This is a genomic window from Marinospirillum celere (assembly GCF_900112235.1).
Classification (GTDB): domain Bacteria; phylum Pseudomonadota; class Gammaproteobacteria; order Pseudomonadales; family Halomonadaceae; genus Marinospirillum; species Marinospirillum celere.
The window spans coordinates 14,716-34,073 of the sequence record NZ_FOLH01000002.1 but is presented as its reverse complement, the minus strand read 5'-3'; the positions used below and the strand labels follow the sequence as shown (position 1 = coordinate 34,073).

The following is a 19,358-nucleotide window of genomic DNA, read 5'->3' as shown; positions in this document are numbered from 1 at the left end:
TCAAAATCCTTGAAAAGCTGAGAAATCAACAGGCTAAGCGTTCAGCAACTGAGCTGCCCGCTTGCCAAAATAAGTCAGAATGCCATCACTGCCTGCGCGCTTGATGCTCACCAGAGCCTCCATCATGGCGGCTTCTGTCAGCCAGCCTTTTTCGATTGCTGCCTGGTGCATGGCATATTCACCGGATACCTGATAAACAAAGGTCGGAACGCCAAACTCGCTTTTCACACGACGGACAATATCAAGATAAGGCATACCGGGCTTAACCATCACCATATCCGCACCTTCCGCCAAATCCAAAGCCACTTCATGCAGAGCCTCATCAGTATTGGCTGGGTCCATCTGGTAGCTGGACTTATCAGCCTTACCCAGATTGGCTGCTGAATCCACGGCATCCCGGAAAGGACCATAGTAGGCAGAGGCATACTTGGCGGCATAAGACAGGATACGGATATTGACCAGATTTTCCTGCTCCAGCACCTGACGAATCGAACCTATGCGCCCATCCATCATGTCAGAAGGTGCCAGCACATCTGCCCCTGCCTCAGCATGGGACAAAGCCTGCTTGACCAGGGTTTCAACAGTACGGTCATTAAGCACATAACCCTGCTCATCGATAATGCCATCCTGGCCGTGAGAGGTGTAAGGGTCCAGGGCGATATCGGTAATGATGCCCAGCTCAGGAACAGCATCTTTTAGCGCTTTAATGCTGCGCTGAACCAAACCATTGGCGTTATAGGCTTCCTCGGCCATCTCACTTTTACCCTCGGAATCCACTACGGGGAAGAGGGCAATGGCAGGAATGCCCAGACTGAATAATTCTTTGGCTTCAGCAACCAGCAAATCAATGCTCAAACGTTCAACACCCGGCATGGAGGGCACAGCTTCCTTTTCGTTTTTACCCTCTTTGACAAATAGAGGAACCAGCAGGTCATTCACTGTTAGAGTTGTTTCACGCATCAAGCGACGGGAGAAGTCATCGGCACGCATACGGCGCATGCGGGTGGCAGGGAAGATACGATGATTAGTCTGCACAAATAGAACCCTCTAAACTTGTAATTTCCTGCAGTATATCAACACCTGAGTGTTTATGAAGAGAGACAGCTTGTCACTGACTTAGCTCAGCACTAGAGTTGAAGTTTGAACTTGGAATAAAACAAGGAGATGAAGATGCCCAAAAAAGTTGCTGTCCTGCTATCCGGCTGTGGTGTTTATGACGGCGCAGAAATCTATGAAAGTGTACTGACCCTTCTGCGCCTGGATGAAAAAGAAGTTCAATACCAGTGTTTTGCTCCAAAAATTCCGCAAATGCATGTCATCAACCATGTAACAGGTGAAGAAACACCTGCTAGCCAAGCTGAAGGACCAGCAGCTCGCGATGTGTTCACCGAAGCGGCACGCGTGGCAAGAGGCGAACTTCAGGATCTCGCCGAAGCCAATCCTGATGACTTTGATGCAGTCATCCTACCGGGTGGCTTTGGTGTTGCCAAAAACTTCTCAACCTTTGCAACGGAAGGCTCTGACTGTGAGGTCAATGCTGACGTTAAAAACTTTGTTCAAGCCTTCCATAAAGCCGGTAAACCCATAGGCCTGATGTGCATAGCCCCAGCCCTAACTGCCAAACTGGTTGCTCCAGGTGCACTTTGCACCATAGGTAATGATGCCAGCATTGAAGGTGCTTTGATTAGCATGGGGGCTCTGCATAAAACCTGCCCTGTTGACGATATCGTAGTCGATACCAACAACAAGCTGGTTACCACCCCCGCCTACATGCTAGCCACACGCATCACTGAAGCCCGTGCTGGCATTTTTAAACTGGTCGATAAAATCCTGGAGATGGCTTAACCCCAGTTTCCGACCCTTTCCAAAAAAAGGGAAGGGTCGGAAGATCAAATCAAATTAGATCACTAACACCGGAAAGATCCGGTGTATTGCTAACTCTAATGGCATCAATACCCCAAAGGGTAGCCGGATTGATCCGGATTCTTTCATTAACATTACAGGCACCTCGGATCGAAAAATTATGCGAAGCCGTATTACGCCGCCTTGGTGACAAAAACAAATCGCCACTGGCTTTTCTAACACTGGCCACCAGAGGCGATTTAGGATCGGGTGTACGCCCTACTACTACGGCCAGCTCACCATTGTTTAGCTTTACATAAACACCGGGGGGATAGAGCCCCAGCTCATTCAAAAACACCAATGTCAGTTTGGAATCAAACTTACTCCCGCGCTGAGTAAAAATATCCTTCAAAGTATCCTTGTGCTTGATCGGATTACGGTAAGGCCGGGGAGTCACCATAGCCGTGTACACATCCGCCAATGCCAGAATCCGGGCCTCACGGCGAATTTGATCGTCCTGCAAACCTTGGGGGTAGCCTGTCCCGTCCAGCTTTTCATGATGCTGAGCTACCAGCTCCAACCAGAGGGCATCATCCACACCCACTTCTTCAAGACGCCTTCGGCTTTGCTCGGGATGTTTTTCAATAACACGGCGCTGTTGATCATTCAAAGGCTGTTTTTGCTGATGCAGGCGCTGCTGATAAGGATTCATTGCCAGGTTACAGGTCAGGGCCGCGGCCAATACCGACAAACGAACTTCCTGGTCGACCTTCAAACGTTCCAAAATCAGCTCGGAAAGCACGGCTATCTGCATGGGATGATGAATCGTATAAGGAAACTGATCAGCCAGATGCACCGCACCCAAAAGGGCATCGGCATCATATTCGGTTAGGCCTTGCAGATGGGTAGCAATATCAAAAATCCTTTTTTTGACAACGCCGGGATTGGGTACTTCATCTTTTTCAATGAGTTTAAAAACCTCTTCCAGCTTCAGGCAAAGCTCATCGAACTCGGCAAAGGGATTGACCTTACGACGAAAACGTACCGGTTGGGGAATGAGACTTTTAGGATCAGGTTTGATTTCGCGTGCAAAAAGCCCAACGCGCGTCAGGATTTCTTTTTGTCGATCCGAACGCAGAATGGCCCCCTTAGCCATCAGCAGCTTCCCAAACTCATCATAGATAGGCCAGGGAACCGGTTGATCTATTTTCAAGAGTTCGGGCGTTATCCGCGTTAACTCAAAATCACGCAACATCATAAGCTCATCCTTGCAGTCGATCTGCAATCTATACAGGCTGTCCTGAATAAATAGCCTGCAACTGATCACCACCACACTCTAATTCTTCAAACCAGGATAAAAAATTCTCTACTTGGTCACCCGCAAACATGGAGCCATGCTGGGGTACCATCATTTTAACCGGCTGGGGTAGGTTGCGAATCTGCTTGACCCAATGCCTGCATACGGCATTGGAGTGCATATAACGCTTATGAAAAGGCTCCATAAACGCTTGGTGTTCATCAAAATCTTCAACGAAAAGTTTACGCTTTCCTGCAGGAAAAATGGAAGCGCCAATATCGCCTGAAAAAAGTATGCCGGAACGTTCGTCGAAAACGCTGAAATTCCCTTCACTATGCAAGAAATGAGCAGGTAAGAGCAAGAGGTGATCACCAGAAGGAAGTCGCAACTTGGCACCCTTGTCCGGCAAGGGCACCACCCTTTCCGGCTCATCCAAGCCAAAGTGGGAAACAAAATGCAGCCACAAGCGGGAAATCAACAGTTTGGCATCGGTCACCTTCATCCAATAGGGTGCCGATGAACAGACATCCGGGTCCTGGTGAGTGGCAATCAAGGTATTAATTTGACGCGGGTGCAGATAGCGGGTGACCTGCTCCAATACCTGGTGAAAAACATAGGTACCACCTGGGTCAAACAAATAACCCTGGTCCTGGTTGATCACCAGGCACTGATTCGTCTGCACGAAAGAGTTTGAGCCCTCTTTTTCTTCCCATCCAAACCAGACAAACTGGTGTTCATCATCTTCGTACAGTAGTCGGTTTTCTTCTGGCGCTGCAGTCATGGTAGAAGCTCCTGGTCCTCGTCGATGGTTCAACTACTCTAGGGCATTTGGAGATTGCTAAAACTGAGCCAACTCAAAAACCATAGTATTCGTCTAACAAATCAGTTCCGCACTGCAAGTTTTCCAGCCAATCCAAAAACGCTGGAATATGTTCTTTGCCAATAATGGCGCCGTGCTGGGGAACAATCATTTCAATCGGGTACTGGCGTACCATCGCCACCCATTTGCGCAGAGCTGCATTATTGCCCATATAACGTTTATGAAAACCTTCGGTGTAAAGCAGGTGTTTTTCCCAGTCTTCAACCATTAAATAGCGCTCACCCTTTGGGAAAACAGCAGCACCTATATCACCGGAAAAAAGAATTTTGGAGCGGCTATCGTAAAAACAAAAGTTGCCTTCACTGTGTAGAAAGTGTGCTGGCAAAAGCACTATTTCCCCACCGGCAGGCAATTTGACCATTTTGCCCTTATCTTCAATAGCAATAAGGCGTGAGTTATCACTAAATCCAAAATGGGAAACAAAGCGTATCCACAGCCTCGAAACCAGCAAACGGGCATTGGTTGCTTTTAGCCACAGAGTCACTGAGGAGAGAACATCCGGGTCTTGGTGGGTTGCCAGCAGATAGCGAATCGATTCCAGTGGAATATACTTGTTCACCTCTGCAGCCACTTCGGAAAAGATAAAAGCGCCACCTGGATCAAACAGATAGCCCTGGTCCTGATTAATCACCAATACCTGATTGGATTGCACCAGGCTTTCTTCAGCATCAGGGTCTTCCCAACCAAACCAAATGTACTGGTGTTCATCATCCTCATACAAAACCTTGCTGCTTTCGACCATTGAAGGCTCCATTGCCAAATTGGGTTCCTGTTGCTTCCATGTATATCAATAAAGCCTTCCAGCACCATTGATATAAAACAAAAAACCCGGCGGGTAGCCGGGTTATCTTGTACGCTTTTGTAATCTTATGTTTTATTCTTCTTCTGCTTCCTGCTTTCTTTTCGGCAGCAAATAAGAAATCAAAATACCCACTTCAAACAAAAGCCACATAGGTAAGGCCAACAGGGTTTGCGAAAAGATATCCGGTGGCGTCAGCAACATGCCCACAACAAAGCAGCCCAAAATTACATACATGCGTTTGGCCGCCAGCTTTTTAACGTCCGTCACCCCTGCCAAAACCAATAATACGGTGGCTACAGGAATTTCAAATGCCAAACCAAAAGCAAAAAACAGCTTGAGTACAAAATTCAGGTAGGCATTAATATCCGTCATCACCGCAACCCCTTCTGGAGCCGCCGTGGTGAAAAAGGCAAAAAGCAAAGGAAAGACTGCGTAGTAGGCAAAAGCCATACCTGCATAAAACAGCAGAATGCTGGATGCCACTATCGGGAAAGCCAGTTTCTTTTCGTGCTCATAAAGACCGGGCGCTATAAACCCCCAAATCTGAAAGAGAATAAAAGGCATGGCAACAACGACAGCTGCAAAGAGCGTCAGCTTAAAAGGAGCCAGGAAGGGCGAAGCAACTTCCGTAGCTATCATCTGCGTGCCTTCCGGCATCAGCAGTCGCAAGGGCTCGGAAACAAACAGGTAAATATCATTGGCGAAGAAGAAGAGGCCCAGAAAAATGACCAAAATCGCCAGTAGCATCTTGATGATGCGATCACGCAATTCAACCAAGTGCTCAACCAGAGGGGCATGGCCTTGCTGGGATTGAATTTCTTCTTCAGAGCCTGTCTCTGGAGAGGAGTTATGCTGACTCATGAAGACTTATCCTCTTTACCTTCAGGCTGCCCAGAGACCTCTTTTGAATCAGTTGTGCCTTGTTTTTCAGGTTTCTCTTCTTGCTGAAAGTCTTTTTCAATTTCTTGTTCAGCATCCAAAATACCTGACTTCACTTTCTTTTCATGTTCAGCCAAACGCTGACGCATTTCTTCCAACTGCAGCTGTTCATTCACTTCCTGCTGAATGCCCGTGACTGCCTTACGGATACGGCCAATATAAAGACCAACCGTACGTACAGCCTGGGGAAGGCGCTGCGGGCCAAGTACCAGCAGCCCCACGACTGCCAGTACCATAAGCTCAAAAAAGCCGATATCGAACATAGTCTGCAGCGCTTATTTGCGCTCCTGCTCCTGTTCATCCTGTTTGACTTTTTCAGCCTTAACGTCGATAGCATCGTCGTCTTCAACAGCTGATTTATCCAACTTGTCGTCTTCTTTTTTGTTCTTCAAATCGTCTTCCATTTCTTTTTCGCCATCTTTCATGGCGTTTTTGAAGCCTTTCACAGCACCGCCCAGGTCACCACCCAGGTTACGCAGCTTCTTGGTACCGAAAATCAGAATAATGATGCCCAGTACAATCAGAAGCTGCCAAATACTAATGCCACCAAAGCCCATGTTCTTCTCCTGCTTTTTCGTTATTTAATTAATTGTTACGGCTGGCTTTTTCTTCCAGACCCGAAATACCCATACGACCAGCTAGTTCATCCAGCACCTGCTGATGACTGATCCCCAGATGCGACAGCATAACCAGAGAATGAAACCAGAGATCGGCTGTTTCTGCAATCACTGCTTCCTGGTTCCCGCTCTGTTCAGCATCCTTGGCCGCCAACAAAGTTTCAGTGGCTTCCTCACCGACTTTTTCCAGAATCTTATTCAACCCTTTGGCATGCAACTGAGCTACATAGGAGGTATCCGGTGCAGCCTGGCGCCGAGTTTGCAGAATTTTTTCAAGCTGCTGAAGAATATCACTCATCAGGTTTTAAGCCTTTCATCGTTAAAATCAACGGTCAGCCAGCATAGCGCAAATGAGCTGAAGGCACCATATTACCAAAAGCCAATATCAGCGTCTGAGCAGGAGCAAAAAGCCAACACCGGCCAACACCCAGGGCTGCCATTCACCTTGCAGTTTTGGCAAAAAAACTTCACCAGCACCTGAAAAAATACCCAGCAGAACAAAAAGCACCCCCAGCACCAGCTGACCCTGTCTGCGTCTGGAACGTGCCATTTCCTGACGTATTTCCTGGAGAACCAAGCGTTGCCCCTGCTGTTCTTCCTGCCATGAACGCAGCTGACTGAGGCTTTCATGAGCCAACTGGGGTAGCTCTGGAATCTGTTCCAACCAGTCAGGTAGCTTTTCCTTGGCCTTCAGGAAAATGCCTCTGGGACCGACCCTTTGTTTCATCCAGTTTTCCAGGAAGGGTTTGGCCGTCGTCCAAAGATCCAGGTCCGGATACAGCTGACGGCCTAGGCCTTCAATATTCAGCAAGGTTTTCTGTAATAGCACCAGTTGGGGCTGAACTTCCATATTGAAGCGTCGTGCTGTTTGGAAAAGCCCCAAAAGCACCTGTCCAAAAGAGATGTCTTTTAAAGGTTTTTCAAAGATGGGCTCACATACTGCGCGTATGGCTGCAGCAAACTCATTGGCACGGGTGCCTTCACCAACCCAGCCGGATTCGATATGCAAGCGCGCCACTTCATAGTAATCCTGCTTAAAGAAAGCCAGGAGATTACGGGCCAAATAATTTTGATCCTGAATGCTTAAAGAGCCGACTATGCCACAGTCGATGGCAATATAGCGGGGGCTTTCCGGTTTGCTGGTATCCACAAAGATGTTGCCCGGATGCATATCAGCATGAAAGAAGTTATCCCGAAACACCTGGGTGAAAAAGATTTCAACACCCCGCTCGGCCAGCTTTTTCATGTTCACGCCCTGAGCTTTCAGGGTTTCCACCTCAGCAACAGGAACCCCGTAAATACGCTCCTGGACCATGACATTTCTGCGTGTGAAGGACCAGTGAATGGCGGGCACATAGAGCAAATGAGAATCTTGAAAATTACGCTTGAGCTGGGAGGTACTGGCCGCTTCCTTCTGCATGTCCAGCTCATCCATCAAACTGATTTCATAGTCAGCAACGACTTCAACAGGATGCAGGCGCTTGGCATCAGGAACCAGCTTCAGGACCAGGCGCGCCAACATATAAAGCAGTTGTATATCCTTGCGGATGACCCGGTGAATACCCGGACGGATAACCTTGACGACAACTTCTTCGCCCGTGTGCAAACGAGCCGCGTGAACCTGAGCAACCGAAGCTGACGCCAGGGACTCGCTGCCAAACTCTGCGAAGGCTTCAGAAACCGGCATACGCAGAGACTTTTCAATAGTGGCCTTAGCCAAGGCTGCGGAAAAGGGTGGCACCTGATCCTGAAGGCGTTTGAGTTCATCGGCAACATCTTCTGGAAGCAGGTCACGGCGTGTGGAAAGCATCTGACCAAACTTGATAAAGATAGGACCCAGTTCTTCCAAGGCCATGCGCAAACGCTGACCGCGGTTGTATTTTCCTAAAGGAAACAAGCGAATAGGGTTAAACTTTAACAGAAGCACTACAGCGGCAGGCAGCCTTTCCAAAGGAATCAATGCATCCAAACGGTAACGTGCAAGCACCCAAGCAATCTTGATAGCACGGTAAAAACGACCCACTAGCTTTCTCCAGCTTGTTTTTTGGTCGCTGCTTCCAGCAAACCGACACGCGCTTCCAGACGATCCACATCCAGACGCAGTTCTTCTAAGCCATCCTCAAGAAGATGCAGGCTATTCTGGCCTGGCAGTATCCCGGTTTCATCTTCAAGATAATCCTTAAGATCCTGCTGAGCAGCCGCTGAGGCTCGGCGTCCCCAGCCGAGCAACTGGCCCAAGCCTGCCTGAATACTGGCAACCGGCAAGGGGCCCGCCAAACGGGTAAGTACATCACCGGCATCCAGGCCCAAGGCAGCCAATAATTCCTGCAACCATTCAAGTTTTTGGGTATCACCACCGATAGCGACTTCCGGACCGAACAGCACCTCCTGGGAGTTGGCACTGGTTGCCATTTTCAAATAAGCCTGAGGCGTTGTTTCTATCCAGGCATCAGCCCTGTCTTCCAGGTGCCGTTGAAAAAACAGCCCTTCTTCTGTCACCTGCAGGTAGACCTTCATTCCCCAAGGCAACACACCTATTTCAAACCAGCTGCCTTGTAGCTGTGCCAGGCGCGCACTGGTCAGACTACCCTGCGCACTGAGTTGGCGAATCAGTGGATTAACCAGGCTTTCCAGGGCGGTTAAAGCGGCCAGGGGTATTTGCATCCGAGTCTCCACTAAAGCTTGAATCCACGGTGCAGAGCCACCACACCGGAAGTCATATTGTGGTATTCGACATCACTGAACCCGGCATTTTCCATCATCTCCTTCAGGGTTTCCTGATCGGGATGCATGCGGATCGACTCAGCCAGATAGCGGTAGGAGTCACTGTCACCAGCAAAAAGCTTGCCCATAAACGGCAGCGCGGTAAACGAATAGGCATCGTAAACCTTGCTCATCAGGGGGTTGGTTGGTTTGGAAAACTCCAGCACCAGAAGCCGGCCACCCGGCTTGAGGATTCTGGCCATATCCTTCAGGGCTCTCGCCTTGTCAGTGACATTGCGCAAACCAAAAGCAATAGTAATCACATCAAAGTGGTTGTCCGGAAAAGGCAAGCTTTCAGCATTGGCCTGAACAAACTGGATATTGCCGCCGTAACCCCGGTCCAAGAGGCGATCACGACCAACCTTAAGCATGGAAGCATTAATATCGGCCAGAATCACCTGCCCCTCATCACCCACCAGGCGGGAAAATTGCAGGGTTAAATCCCCAGTGCCCCCGGCAATATCCAGCACCCGATGCCCCTTGCGTACACCAGACAGCTCAATGGTGAATTTCTTCCAGAGGCGATGAATACCCATGGACATGAGGTCATTCATCAGGTCGTACTTGGCAGCCACGGAATCAAAAACTCCAGCGACCCGCTTTTGCTTTTCTTCGTAGGGTACTTCCTGGTAACCGAAATCAGCAGTTTTTTTCTGCTGTTCGTTTGTTTCTTGAGTCATGGCTGTGTCCTGAAAACGGTTTTAACAATCGCTCGCGGAGCGAGCTCCTACACAAGGGTGGCGTGACTTCGGCCTCGGTTCAGATGTTCCTTGTCAGGTTCCTATTTTTTTCCGGCATCTACTGCCAAAGGAATCAATTTGGGCTCCCGGCTTTCACCCGCAGCTTCCAGCTGGTTGAGGTATTTTTGCCAGAGGCGCTGCTGATTTTGTCCCAGGTGCCAAAAGTAATCCCAGGAAAAAAGCCCCGAGTCATGTTCATCATCAAAGCAAAGTTTGACCGCATAGCGACCAACAGGCTCGATTTTCCAGATGCGCACGTTTTTCTTTCCCACCTGGAGGATAGGGTCACCATGCCCTTGAACTTCAGCAGAAGGCGAGAGTACACGCAGAAACTCTGCAGGAAATTCAAAGACTTCGCCATCAGCATAAGTCAGCTCCAGACAGTTGCGGCTTTTGCTGTAGTTGATCTTTTCAGGTTGAGGGGCATCGCTCATGGTTAACTCCTAGAGAATGTAGCGGGAAAGATCCTGGTCTTTGACCAGTTCACCCAGCTGTTGATCAACAAAAGCAGCATCCACTACTAGCTTGTCACCCAATTTGTCAGCATTGAAGCTGGCATCTTCCAACAAACGCTCCATCACCGTATGCAGACGGCGTGCACCGATGTTGTCGGTATTTTCATTGACCTGAAAAGCAATTTCCGCCAAACGCTCGATGCCATCATCAGTAAAGCTGACATCCACGCCTTCAGTGCCCATCAAAGCTGTTGCCTGGCGGGTTAAGGAGGCATCGGGCTCGGTCAGGATACGGCGGAAGTCTTCTGGCGTTAGTGCTTTCAATTCAACCCGAATGGGCAGGCGGCCTTGAAGCTCTGGAATCAAGTCAGAAGGTTTAGCCAGGTGGAAGGCACCTGAGGCAATGAAAAGAATATGATCGGTTTTGATCATGCCGTATTTGGTGGTCACGGTGCTGCCTTCAATCAAAGGCAAGAGATCCCGCTGCACCCCTTCGCGGGAGACATCACCACTGGCGTTTTCACCACGCTTACAAACCTTATCCAGTTCATCCAGGAAGACGATGCCGTTTTGCTCTACCAAATCCACGGCTTCACGTTTGATTTCATCTTCATTAACCAGGCGGGCCGCTTCTTCATCGCGGATGATGCGGTAGGCATCACGAATTTTAAGTTTACGGCTTTTGCGCTTTTCCTGGCTCATGTTGGAGAAAAGGCTCTGCAATTGCTGAGTCATTTCTTCCATACCCGGCGGGCTCATGATTTCTACGCCAACCTGAGGGCCGGCCACTTCTACATCAATTTCTTTGTCATCCAGTTGGCCTTCACGCAGTTTCTTACGAAACATCTGGCGTGTGGAGGACTCTTCTGTTTCATGAATCGGATGACCGTTATTGTCTCGGGCAGGTGGCAGCAGAGCATCCAAAATACGCTCTTCGGCAGCATCTTCAGCACGATGGCGGTTCTTTTTCATGGCTTCTTCACGAAGCATTTTGACCGCAGATTCCGCCAGGTCACGGATAATGGTTTCCACATCCCGACCAACATAGCCCACTTCGGTGAACTTGGTGGCTTCGACTTTGATGAAGGGCGCACGCGCCAGCTTGGCCAGGCGTCTGGCAATTTCAGTTTTACCAACGCCAGTCGGGCCGATCATCAAAATATTCTTGGGAGTCACTTCTACCCGAAGATCAGGGTCCAGTTGCATACGGCGCCAGCGATTACGTAGGGCAATGGCCACCGATCGCTTGGCTTCAGCCTGACCAATAATAAAACGGTCGAGTTCGCTGACGATTTCACGCGGGGTCATACTGCTCATTTTTTCAGCCCTTCAATTGTCATTTCATGATTCGTAAATACGCAGATGTCACCCGCCATGCGCAGGCTTTTTTCAACGATATCCCGGGCACTCAGATCAGTATTTTCCAGCAGGGCCCGAGCTGCAGCCAATGCAAAATTACCGCCTGAGCCTATAGCCAGGACACCATGCTCAGGTTCAACCACATCACCCGTACCACTGATGCACAGGGTGGCGGTTTCGTCAGCAACAACCAGCATAGCTTCCAGACGTCTCAGAGCACGGTCAGTCCGCCAGTCTTTAGCCATTTCTACCGCTGCACGAACCAGTTGGCCCTGGTGTTTTTCCAATTGACCTTCAAAACGCTCAAACAGAGTGAAGGCATCGGCAGTGCCTCCTGCAAAGCCCGCCAATATTTTGTCATGGTACAAGCGACGTACCTTGCGGGCATTGCCCTTCATCACGGTATTGCCTAAAGAAACCTGGCCATCACCGCCCAGGACAACTTCATTATCACGACGCACACAAACAATAGTGGTCATGGAATCTCCTTAAACAGGTTATTCGGTTAATGCTTCCCGTGTTTCTATTGCTTCCACCTCAGGAGCAGCCGTTGACTGCCCTGCTTCTTCTTGGGGTTCATCACGAAGGCGCAGCAGCATAAAATCAAAACCTGCTGCAGCCAAAGTATCCTGAGCACGCGCCAGCAGGCGACGATCCTGGTAAGGGCCCACTTGAACCCGGTGCCAGGTATCACCATTTGCTGTTTCTACGGGGTAGATACGTACTCCTTCAAAATCCAAACCCTTCAGGCGTTGCTGGTGTCTTTCAGCATCTTCATGACGGCGAAAGGAACCGACCTGCAACATGAATTTGGGCTGATCCTCGGCATCCCTGGGAGTGGATTGATAAGCCTCAATTTTGGGCGCAATCACTTCACTTTCAGGCAGCAGGGTATAGAAGTCAAAACGCGGCTGGTGACCAGGACTGGTTTCTTCAACAACCACTGCACCGCCTTCTACTTCGGACTCTTCAGCAGCAACCAAGGGCTGTTCAGGAGCCGGAGACAGCATTTGTGCTATCAGAAAGCCTGCCACCAGACCGATACCTAGCCAGCCCCAGCCCGGCAGGCGGGACCAGACATTAGGCAGTGCCTCTTGATCTGCGCTAGTGTCTTGAGGCTTGGGTACCGCGCCTCTGACTCGGCGTTCACCCTGTTCAGCCTGGCTCTTTTTGCGCTGACGACTGGCAAAATCATGAGCCATGGTTTACCTCTCTTGCCTTATGAGCATCAGTGTTACATGGATTCAGGAGCAGAGACTCCCAACAAATGCAGGCCATTATTGAGTACTTGCCGTGTTGCAGCCGCCAGAGCCAAGCGTGCTGAGCGCAAGGCTTCATCTTCAACCAGAAACTGACAGGCGTTGTACCAGGAGTGCATAGCAGCAGCAAGATCTCTCAGGTATTGGGCAATTTGATGCGGTTCCAGTTCACGCGCTGCAATGGAGACCACTTCCGGGAAGCGTGCCAACTGGTTGAGTAGTGCCTGCTCCTGCTCGCTTTGTAGCTGTTCAAGATCTGTTGTTTCCAACGACCAGCTATAGCCCTTCTCTTCAGCCTGACGCGCTACGCTGCATAGGCGGGCATGAGCGTACTGAATGTAGTAAACCGGGTTGTCATTGGTTTGTGAGCGTGCCAAATCGATATCAAAAGTCAGCTGCGAAGTGGCTGCACGGGCAGCCAAAAAATAGCGGGTCGCATCACAGCCCACTTCATCAATCAGATCACGCAGGGTGACATAACTTCCGGCCCGCTTGGAGATTTTCACCTCTTCGCCCGAGCGCATCACGGTAACCATCTGATGCAATACATAATCCGGCCAGCCTTCAGGAATATCAACTTTCAAACCCTGCAGTCCGGCTCTAACACGGGTAATAGTGGAATGGTGATCCGCGCCCTGCTCATTAATGACCTTTTTAAAGCCACGCTGCCACTTGTTCAGGTGATAAGCCACATCAGGTACAAAATAGGTGTAGCCACCATCAGTTTTGCGCATTACCCGATCTTTATCATCACCAAACTCAGTGGTTTTCAGCCAGAGAGCGCCACCCTCTTCATAGGTAAAGCCATTCTCTATCAAGGCCTGGACGGCTTCTTCCACTTTCCCTTCCTGATAAAGCGAAGATTCCAGGAAGAACACATCAAAATCCACCCCAAAGGCTTTTAGATCCAAATCCTGTTCACGGCGCAAGCTGGCTACGGCAAAGTAGCGAATGGCTTCCAAATCCTCAGCATCCGCCGCTCCTTTGACTTGGCGGTCATCGGCAGTCACCGTTTCACCGGCCATATAGGCAGTTGCAACATCTTGAATATAGTCACCGCGATAGCCATCTTCTGGCCAACTGGGGTCTTCCGGGGTTAAGCCCTTCGCGCGTGCTTGCACAGAAAGGGCCAGATTATTGATCTGGGCACCGGCATCGTTGTAATAGAATTCACGGGTCACCTTCCAGCCTGTCGCTTCCAATAAACGGCAAAGGCAATCACCGACTGCAGCACCCCGGCCATGACCCACATGCAAAGGGCCTGTGGGGTTGGCAGAAACAAACTCCACCTGCACCTTTTCACCCTGGCCCTGGTTGCTTTGGCCAAAGGTGCTTTCCTGGGCAAGCACTTCCTTAATCACTGAAGTCAAAGCACTGGTCGACAGGAAGAAGTTAATAAAGCCTGGCCCGGCAATTTCCATCTTGCTGACTTTCTGCATAAAAGCAGCATCAGCTTGCAGAAGAGCCACCAGCTTTTCAGCCAGATCACGTGGCTTCATACCAGCTTGCTTTGCAGCCATCAGAGCCAGGTTGCTGGCCAGGTCACCATGCGCCTTGTCTTTGGTATTGTCGATCTGAATTCGCGGTTGAAATTCCTCCGGCAAGAGCCCTTCGGACTTGAGCTGGGAAACCACCTGATCTAACTGGGAAATAATAAAGGCTTTCATGAAATTGGACTGACCTTGCAAACTTTGCGGGTTAGTGAAAAACAGCCTGCCATTATCCAAGGAAGCAAGGCAAAAGTCACCCGTCAGCGACGGCCTTCTGGCCAGTCATTTTTTCGGATCAGCGGCAGGTAGCGATTCAACTGGGCCTGGGAAATATAATTGGCATGGCGCATATCCATTAAAATTCGTCGATACTTGCGCTCCAGACCAGGCGTGACATTCCGGTTTTGAAAGAGAGTGTAGTGATAGCGCCGCGGACTGGGCAACAACAAAGCCAAATAAGCCCCTTCAGCAGCATTAATGGCAGCAGGCGGTTTGCCAAAATAATGGCGGCTGGCCGCATCCACACCATAAATATCTGGCCCAAATTCCGCTAAATTCAAATAAAGCTCTAAAATCTGATTTTTGCTAAAGCGGTTTTCCAGCCGTCGCGTCAGCACAGCTTCCTGCAACTTGCGATAATAGGTTTGTTCCTGGGTTAAAAACAGATTCTTTACCGTCTGCTGGGTCAGGGTACTGCCCCCAAAAGCGGTTTCTCCCCGGCGCAAATTGGTGATAAACGCATCCAACAGGGCATCATAATCCAGCCCGCGATGCTGAAAAAAGCGCGCATCCTCGGCTAAAACCACGGAATACAAGAGATCCCGATTCACTTGGCGCAAAGGCACCCAGCGATAAGGAGCTTCTGGTGCTTCCAAGCGACTTTTAACGCGTGTTTCCGCTTGCGCCTGCAAGTCTTCAAAAGAAGGGTTCACAGCATCCGGCAGGGTAGAGAAAAAAGTAAAAAGCACCCCCGCCACCAGCAGCAAAAACCCCAAGGTCAACCAGCCCAACCAATAGACCAGACGATTCAACCAACGCCAAGGCAAGACCAACCAAGCCAAGAACCTCTCAACCAAGGGGTGGCGTGGCTTCCTGCGGGTAGCTTTCTTTCTTCTTGGTGCGGGTGGCATGATTTCTTTTATTTAAGAAGTTGCTTGGGAAAGTCCGTTAACTCTGCCAGATTGCCTCGCAAGAAACCAGTCAGACAAGTTAGTAGCCTTCAACTCCATGCATTAGCTGTTAAAATACTTTTCCTTTATCGACCCAACCCAGCCGGAGCCCCATGCCTGCTTCTTTTGTACATCTGCGCATCCACTCAGAATTTTCTCTGGTTGATGGCTTGGTGCGCCTGAAACCCCTGATCAAACAGTCCCAGGCACTGGGTTTTCCAGCACTGGCTCTAACGGATGACAGCAATCTTTTTGCCCTGGTCAAATTCTACAAAGCGGCTCAGGGTGCAGGCATCAAGCCCATCGTTGGCAGTGATGTCTGGATTCAAAGCGATGAAGAAGGCGCGGCTGGCTACCGTCTGACCCTTTTGGCGATGAATAACCTGGGCTATCGCAACCTGACCGAGCTACTGTCCAAGGGTTGGCTGGAAGGACAGCGTGATGAAAAGGCTCACATCCACCCGCGTTGGCTGGAAGAAAAAGCTGGCGGCCTGATTGCCCTTTCTGGCGCCAAAGAAGGTGAAGTGGGTCAACTGCTGCTTGCAGGTCATTCTCATCTGGCGCAGGAACGCTTACACCACTGGATGCAGGTTTTTCCCGATGCCTTTTATCTTGAAGTTCAGCGCACCTTCCGCCCCGGTGATGAAGACTGCCTGCATGCCAGTGTCGAACTGGCAGCAACAACAGGCTGCCCCGTGGTTGCCACCAATGATGTGCGCTTTATGGAGCGTAAGGACTTCTGGGCGCATGAAACCCGCGTCTGTATCGGTGACAGCCGCACTCTGGATGACCCGCGCCGGGAAAAACGCTACTCAGAAGAACAGTATTTAAAAAGCCCGGAAGAAATGCAGGAACTCTTTAGTGACCTGCCCGAAGCCTTACAAAACAGTGTCGAAATTGCCAAACGCTGTAATATCGACCTGCGCCTGGGTGAATATTTCCTGCCTGAATACCCCATTCCCGAAGGCATGACTCAGGATGAGTTTTTCCGCCAGATTTCTCATAAAGGCCTCACCAAGCGTCTGGAAAAACTCTACGACACCAGCCGTCCGGACTTTCCCGAAATTGAAGCCCGCTACCGCAAACGCCTGGATTTTGAGCTGGATACCATTCTGGACATGGGTTTCCCCGGCTACTTCCTGATCGTTATGGACTTCATCAAATGGGCCAAGGAAAACGGCGTCCCTGTCGGTCCAGGCCGAGGCTCGGGTGCCGGCTCCCTGGTTGCCTATGCTCAGGAAATCACGGATCTGGACCCCCTGGAATACAGCCTGCTATTCGAGCGCTTTCTAAACCCCGAACGGGTTTCCATGCCCGACTTTGATATCGACTTTTGCATGGATGGCCGGGACCGGGTCATAGAATATGTTGCTGACACCTATGGTCATGATGCCGTATCCCAGATCGTTACCTTCGGCACCATGGCGGCCAAGGCTGTGGTCCGGGACGTTGCCCGTGCTCAAGGCAAACCCTATGCCGTAGGTGATCGCCTTTCCAAGATGATTCCTTTTGAAGTCGGCATGACCCTGGAAAAAGCCGCCGATGAAGTCGAAGACCTGGGTGCGTTGGAAAAAGCCTACCAACTGTCCCTGGAAAGGGAGTTGACCGATCAAGACCTGGAAAGCCTGGATCAGGAAGGCCTGGAAGTCTGGAGCATGGCGCGTGAGCTGGAAGGCATCACCCGTGGCACCGGCAAGCACGCAGGTGGCGTGGTGATCGCCCCGACCAAACTGACCGACTTTGCCCCCCTGCTGGCTGAAGAAGATGGCAGCAGCCTGGTTGTTCAATTCGACAAAAACGATGTTGAAGATGCCGGACTGGTTAAATTCGACTTTCTGGGTCTGCGTACCCTGACCATTATCGACTGGGCACTCAGGGATGTGGACAAGGTCCGTGCTCTAGACAACAAGCCACCTCTGGATATTTCCACCATCCCGCTGGATGACAAGAAAACCTTTGAACTGCTCAAGCGCGCCGAAACCACTGCGGTTTTCCAGCTGGAATCGCGCGGCATGAAAGAGCTGATTAAAAAGCTCAAGCCCGACAGCCTGGAAGACATGATCGCCCTGGTCGCCCTCTTCCGCCCCGGTCCTCTGCAATCCGGCATGGTGGATGACTTCATCCAGCGTAAGCACGGCCAGGCTCCGCTGGCTTACCCTCACCCTGATTATCAGCTGGAAATGCTCAAACCTGTTCTGGAACCCACCTACGGGATCATTCTCTACCAGGAACAGGTCATGCAGATTGCTCAGGTCATGGCTGGCTTTACCCTGGGTGGAGCCGACATGCTCCGCCGCGCCATGGGTAAGAAAAAACCTGAAGAAATGCAGAAGATGCGGGCCATGTTTCTGGAAGGCAGCCAAAACAATGGCATTGATGCCACCCTGGCCGGGCAAATCTTCGACCTGGTGGAAAAGTTCGCTGGCTACGGTTTCAACAAATCCCACTCCGCTGCCTATGGCCTGGTCTCCTACCAAACCGCCTGGCTGAAAACCCACTACCCAGCCCCCTTTATGGCTGCTGTTCTTTCCACGGAAATGAACAACACCGACAAGGTGGTCATGCTGGTGGAAGAATGCCGAGCCATGGGCCTGACCATTACCCCACCGGATGTCAATCAAGGCAGCTGGCGTTTCACCGTCAATGAAGACGGCCACATTATTTACGGCCTGGGTGCCATTAAAGGTGTTGGTGAAGGCCCGGTCGAAGCCGTTGTTGACGCGCGCAGTGAAGGCGGTAACTTCAGCGACCTGTTTGATTTCTGCAATCGCGTCGACATGAAGCGCCTCAACAAACGCAGTATCGAAGCCCTGATTCGTAGCGGCGCTCTGGATCATCTGGCTGAAGGTGCAGCGGGACGCAACCTCTTGATGGCCGCTCTGGATGATGCTCTCAAAGGCGCTGAGCAAACCAAACGCAATGCCAGCATCGGCATGGACGATCTCTTTGGTAGCGTTTTTTCCAGCGAACCGGAAACCAGCACAGCATCCCAAGACCCCTATGCTGATTATCGTCACCTACCCAAGTGGACCGATAAACAACGCCTGGCTGGTGAAAAAGATACCCTAGGGCTCTATCTGACCGGGCACCCGATTGATGAATATGAAGATGAACTGCGCCGCTTTGTAGGCCGCAAAATTTCCAGCCTACAGCCGTCGCGCGATGCCCAGCGAGTCGCCGGGCTGGTCGTTGCCTTCAGAACCATGAAAAACAAGCGTGGTGACACCCTGGGCTTTATGACCCTGGATGACCGCTCTGGACGCATCGAAGTCTCAGTGATGGGTGAAACCTTCGAGCGCTACCAGCATCTGCTGGAAAAAGACACCCTGCTGATCGTAGAAGGAGAGGTGCGCGAAGATAACTTTACCGGCGGACTGGCCCTGCGTTGTAAAGAAGTGACCGCCATGGCGGATGCGCGTAGCCGCTATGCAACGGCCTTGCAGATTCACCTAAACGAAAACGAATACCAGCAAAACTTTACAGAAATCTTGACCGCAACTCTGGAAAAATACCGGCTGCAAGAACAAGGGTTGGGCATACAAATTGCCTTCCACTGCCAAGCGGGTTCAGGCACCCTGGTTTTTCCAGAAACCTGGAAGATTATTCCCCATGACCACCTGCTTGAAGAACTCATGCAGCAGTTTGGAAAAGAGCGCGTTCAACTGGTCTATGATTAGAAGCCTTTGGATTAACGTTATGAGCGCAGGTCAGGCAAGGCGAAATTGAACGAAAAAGCGGAGTTTACA

At 50.6% G+C, this 19,358-nt stretch carries 19 protein-coding genes; 2 read left to right on the top strand and 17 right to left on the bottom strand.

Features of this window, described 5'->3' with window-relative positions; all coding sequences use genetic code 11:
• Window positions 1–33 precede the first annotated feature (33 nt).
• Entirely contained in the window at window positions 34–1,035 is a 1,002-nt protein-coding gene (hemB, locus tag BM185_RS04605; protein ID WP_281247326.1) for a porphobilinogen synthase, read from the bottom strand.
• A gap of 135 nt (window positions 1,036–1,170) precedes the next feature.
• Between hemB and elbB the strand changes: the two genes are divergently transcribed.
• Window positions 1,171–1,845 carry an isoprenoid biosynthesis glyoxalase ElbB gene (gene elbB / locus BM185_RS04600; protein ID WP_091960042.1) on the top strand — a complete coding sequence of 225 codons (675 nt, stop codon included), beginning with the start codon at window positions 1,171–1,173 and terminating at the stop codon, window positions 1,843–1,845.
• A gap of 49 nt (window positions 1,846–1,894) precedes the next feature.
• Here elbB and BM185_RS04595 read toward each other — a convergent pair whose 3' ends face one another.
• The 16 genes from BM185_RS04595 to BM185_RS04520 form a co-directional block, all read right to left on the bottom strand.
• Window positions 1,895–3,100, bottom strand: a complete 1,206-nt coding sequence (locus BM185_RS04595) for an HD-GYP domain-containing protein (protein WP_091960040.1) — start codon at window positions 3,098–3,100, stop codon at window positions 1,895–1,897.
• A 28-nt stretch (window positions 3,101–3,128) separates the two neighbouring features.
• Complete coding sequence (locus BM185_RS04590) at window positions 3,129–3,920, bottom strand: oxygen-binding di-iron domain-containing protein (RefSeq protein WP_091960038.1); 792 nt, start codon at window positions 3,918–3,920, stop codon at window positions 3,129–3,131.
• Window positions 3,921–3,993: 73 nt separating this feature from the next.
• Window positions 3,994–4,761: an oxygen-binding di-iron domain-containing protein gene (locus BM185_RS04585; RefSeq protein WP_091960036.1), complete on the bottom strand. Its 768-nt coding sequence runs from the start codon at window positions 4,759–4,761 to the stop codon at window positions 3,994–3,996.
• 132 nt (window positions 4,762–4,893) lie between these two features.
• Window positions 4,894–5,682: a twin-arginine translocase subunit TatC gene (gene tatC, locus BM185_RS04580; protein WP_091960033.1), complete on the bottom strand. Its 789-nt coding sequence runs from the start codon at window positions 5,680–5,682 to the stop codon at window positions 4,894–4,896.
• Complete coding sequence (gene tatB, locus BM185_RS04575) at window positions 5,679–6,023, bottom strand: Sec-independent protein translocase protein TatB (RefSeq protein WP_091960030.1); 345 nt, start codon at window positions 6,021–6,023, stop codon at window positions 5,679–5,681. The genes tatC and tatB overlap by 4 nt, the downstream gene beginning before the upstream one ends.
• Before the next feature lie 12 nt (window positions 6,024–6,035).
• Entirely contained in the window at window positions 6,036–6,317 is a 282-nt protein-coding gene (tatA, locus tag BM185_RS04570) for a Sec-independent protein translocase subunit TatA (RefSeq protein ID WP_091960029.1), read from the bottom strand.
• A gap of 28 nt (window positions 6,318–6,345) precedes the next feature.
• Entirely contained in the window at window positions 6,346–6,675 is a 330-nt protein-coding gene (locus BM185_RS04565) for a phosphoribosyl-ATP diphosphatase (protein WP_091960026.1), read from the bottom strand.
• Window positions 6,676–6,762: 87 nt separating this feature from the next.
• Window positions 6,763–8,400 (bottom strand): ubiquinone biosynthesis regulatory protein kinase UbiB, encoded by a 1,638-nt coding sequence (gene ubiB, locus BM185_RS04560; protein WP_177203475.1) that lies wholly within the window; start codon window positions 8,398–8,400, stop codon window positions 6,763–6,765.
• The gene (locus BM185_RS04555) at window positions 8,400–9,041 is read right to left on the bottom strand and encodes a ubiquinone biosynthesis accessory factor UbiJ (RefSeq protein ID WP_091960023.1); all 642 of its coding nucleotides are present in this window, start codon (window positions 9,039–9,041) and stop codon (window positions 8,400–8,402) included. Before BM185_RS04555 ends, ubiB begins: the two co-directional genes overlap by 1 nt.
• An 11-nt stretch (window positions 9,042–9,052) precedes the next feature.
• Window positions 9,053–9,820 (bottom strand): bifunctional demethylmenaquinone methyltransferase/2-methoxy-6-polyprenyl-1,4-benzoquinol methylase UbiE, encoded by a 768-nt coding sequence (ubiE, locus tag BM185_RS04550; protein WP_091960021.1) that lies wholly within the window; start codon window positions 9,818–9,820, stop codon window positions 9,053–9,055.
• Window positions 9,821–9,921: 101 nt separating this feature from the next.
• Window positions 9,922–10,314: a gamma-butyrobetaine hydroxylase family protein gene (locus tag BM185_RS04545; protein ID WP_091960018.1), complete on the bottom strand. Its 393-nt coding sequence runs from the start codon at window positions 10,312–10,314 to the stop codon at window positions 9,922–9,924.
• Window positions 10,315–10,323: 9 nt separating this feature from the next.
• Window positions 10,324–11,652 (bottom strand): ATP-dependent protease ATPase subunit HslU, encoded by a 1,329-nt coding sequence (hslU, locus tag BM185_RS04540; protein ID WP_091960015.1) that lies wholly within the window; start codon window positions 11,650–11,652, stop codon window positions 10,324–10,326.
• The gene (gene hslV / locus BM185_RS04535; protein ID WP_091960013.1) at window positions 11,649–12,173 is read right to left on the bottom strand and encodes an ATP-dependent protease subunit HslV; all 525 of its coding nucleotides are present in this window, start codon (window positions 12,171–12,173) and stop codon (window positions 11,649–11,651) included. The genes hslU and hslV overlap by 4 nt, the downstream gene beginning before the upstream one ends.
• Window positions 12,174–12,191: 18 nt before the next feature.
• Window positions 12,192–12,896 (bottom strand): SPOR domain-containing protein, encoded by a 705-nt coding sequence (locus BM185_RS04530; RefSeq protein ID WP_091960010.1) that lies wholly within the window; start codon window positions 12,894–12,896, stop codon window positions 12,192–12,194.
• Window positions 12,897–12,928: 32 nt separating this feature from the next.
• Window positions 12,929–14,620: an arginine--tRNA ligase gene (gene argS / locus BM185_RS04525; protein ID WP_091960007.1), complete on the bottom strand. Its 1,692-nt coding sequence runs from the start codon at window positions 14,618–14,620 to the stop codon at window positions 12,929–12,931.
• Between the two features lie 83 nt (window positions 14,621–14,703).
• Window positions 14,704–15,504, bottom strand: a complete 801-nt coding sequence (locus tag BM185_RS04520; protein WP_177203474.1) for a biosynthetic peptidoglycan transglycosylase — start codon at window positions 15,502–15,504, stop codon at window positions 14,704–14,706.
• Between the two features lie 221 nt (window positions 15,505–15,725).
• Between BM185_RS04520 and dnaE the strand changes: the two genes are divergently transcribed.
• Window positions 15,726–19,289 (top strand): DNA polymerase III subunit alpha, encoded by a 3,564-nt coding sequence (gene dnaE, locus BM185_RS04515; RefSeq protein WP_091960001.1) that lies wholly within the window; start codon window positions 15,726–15,728, stop codon window positions 19,287–19,289.
• Window positions 19,290–19,358 lie beyond the last annotated feature (69 nt).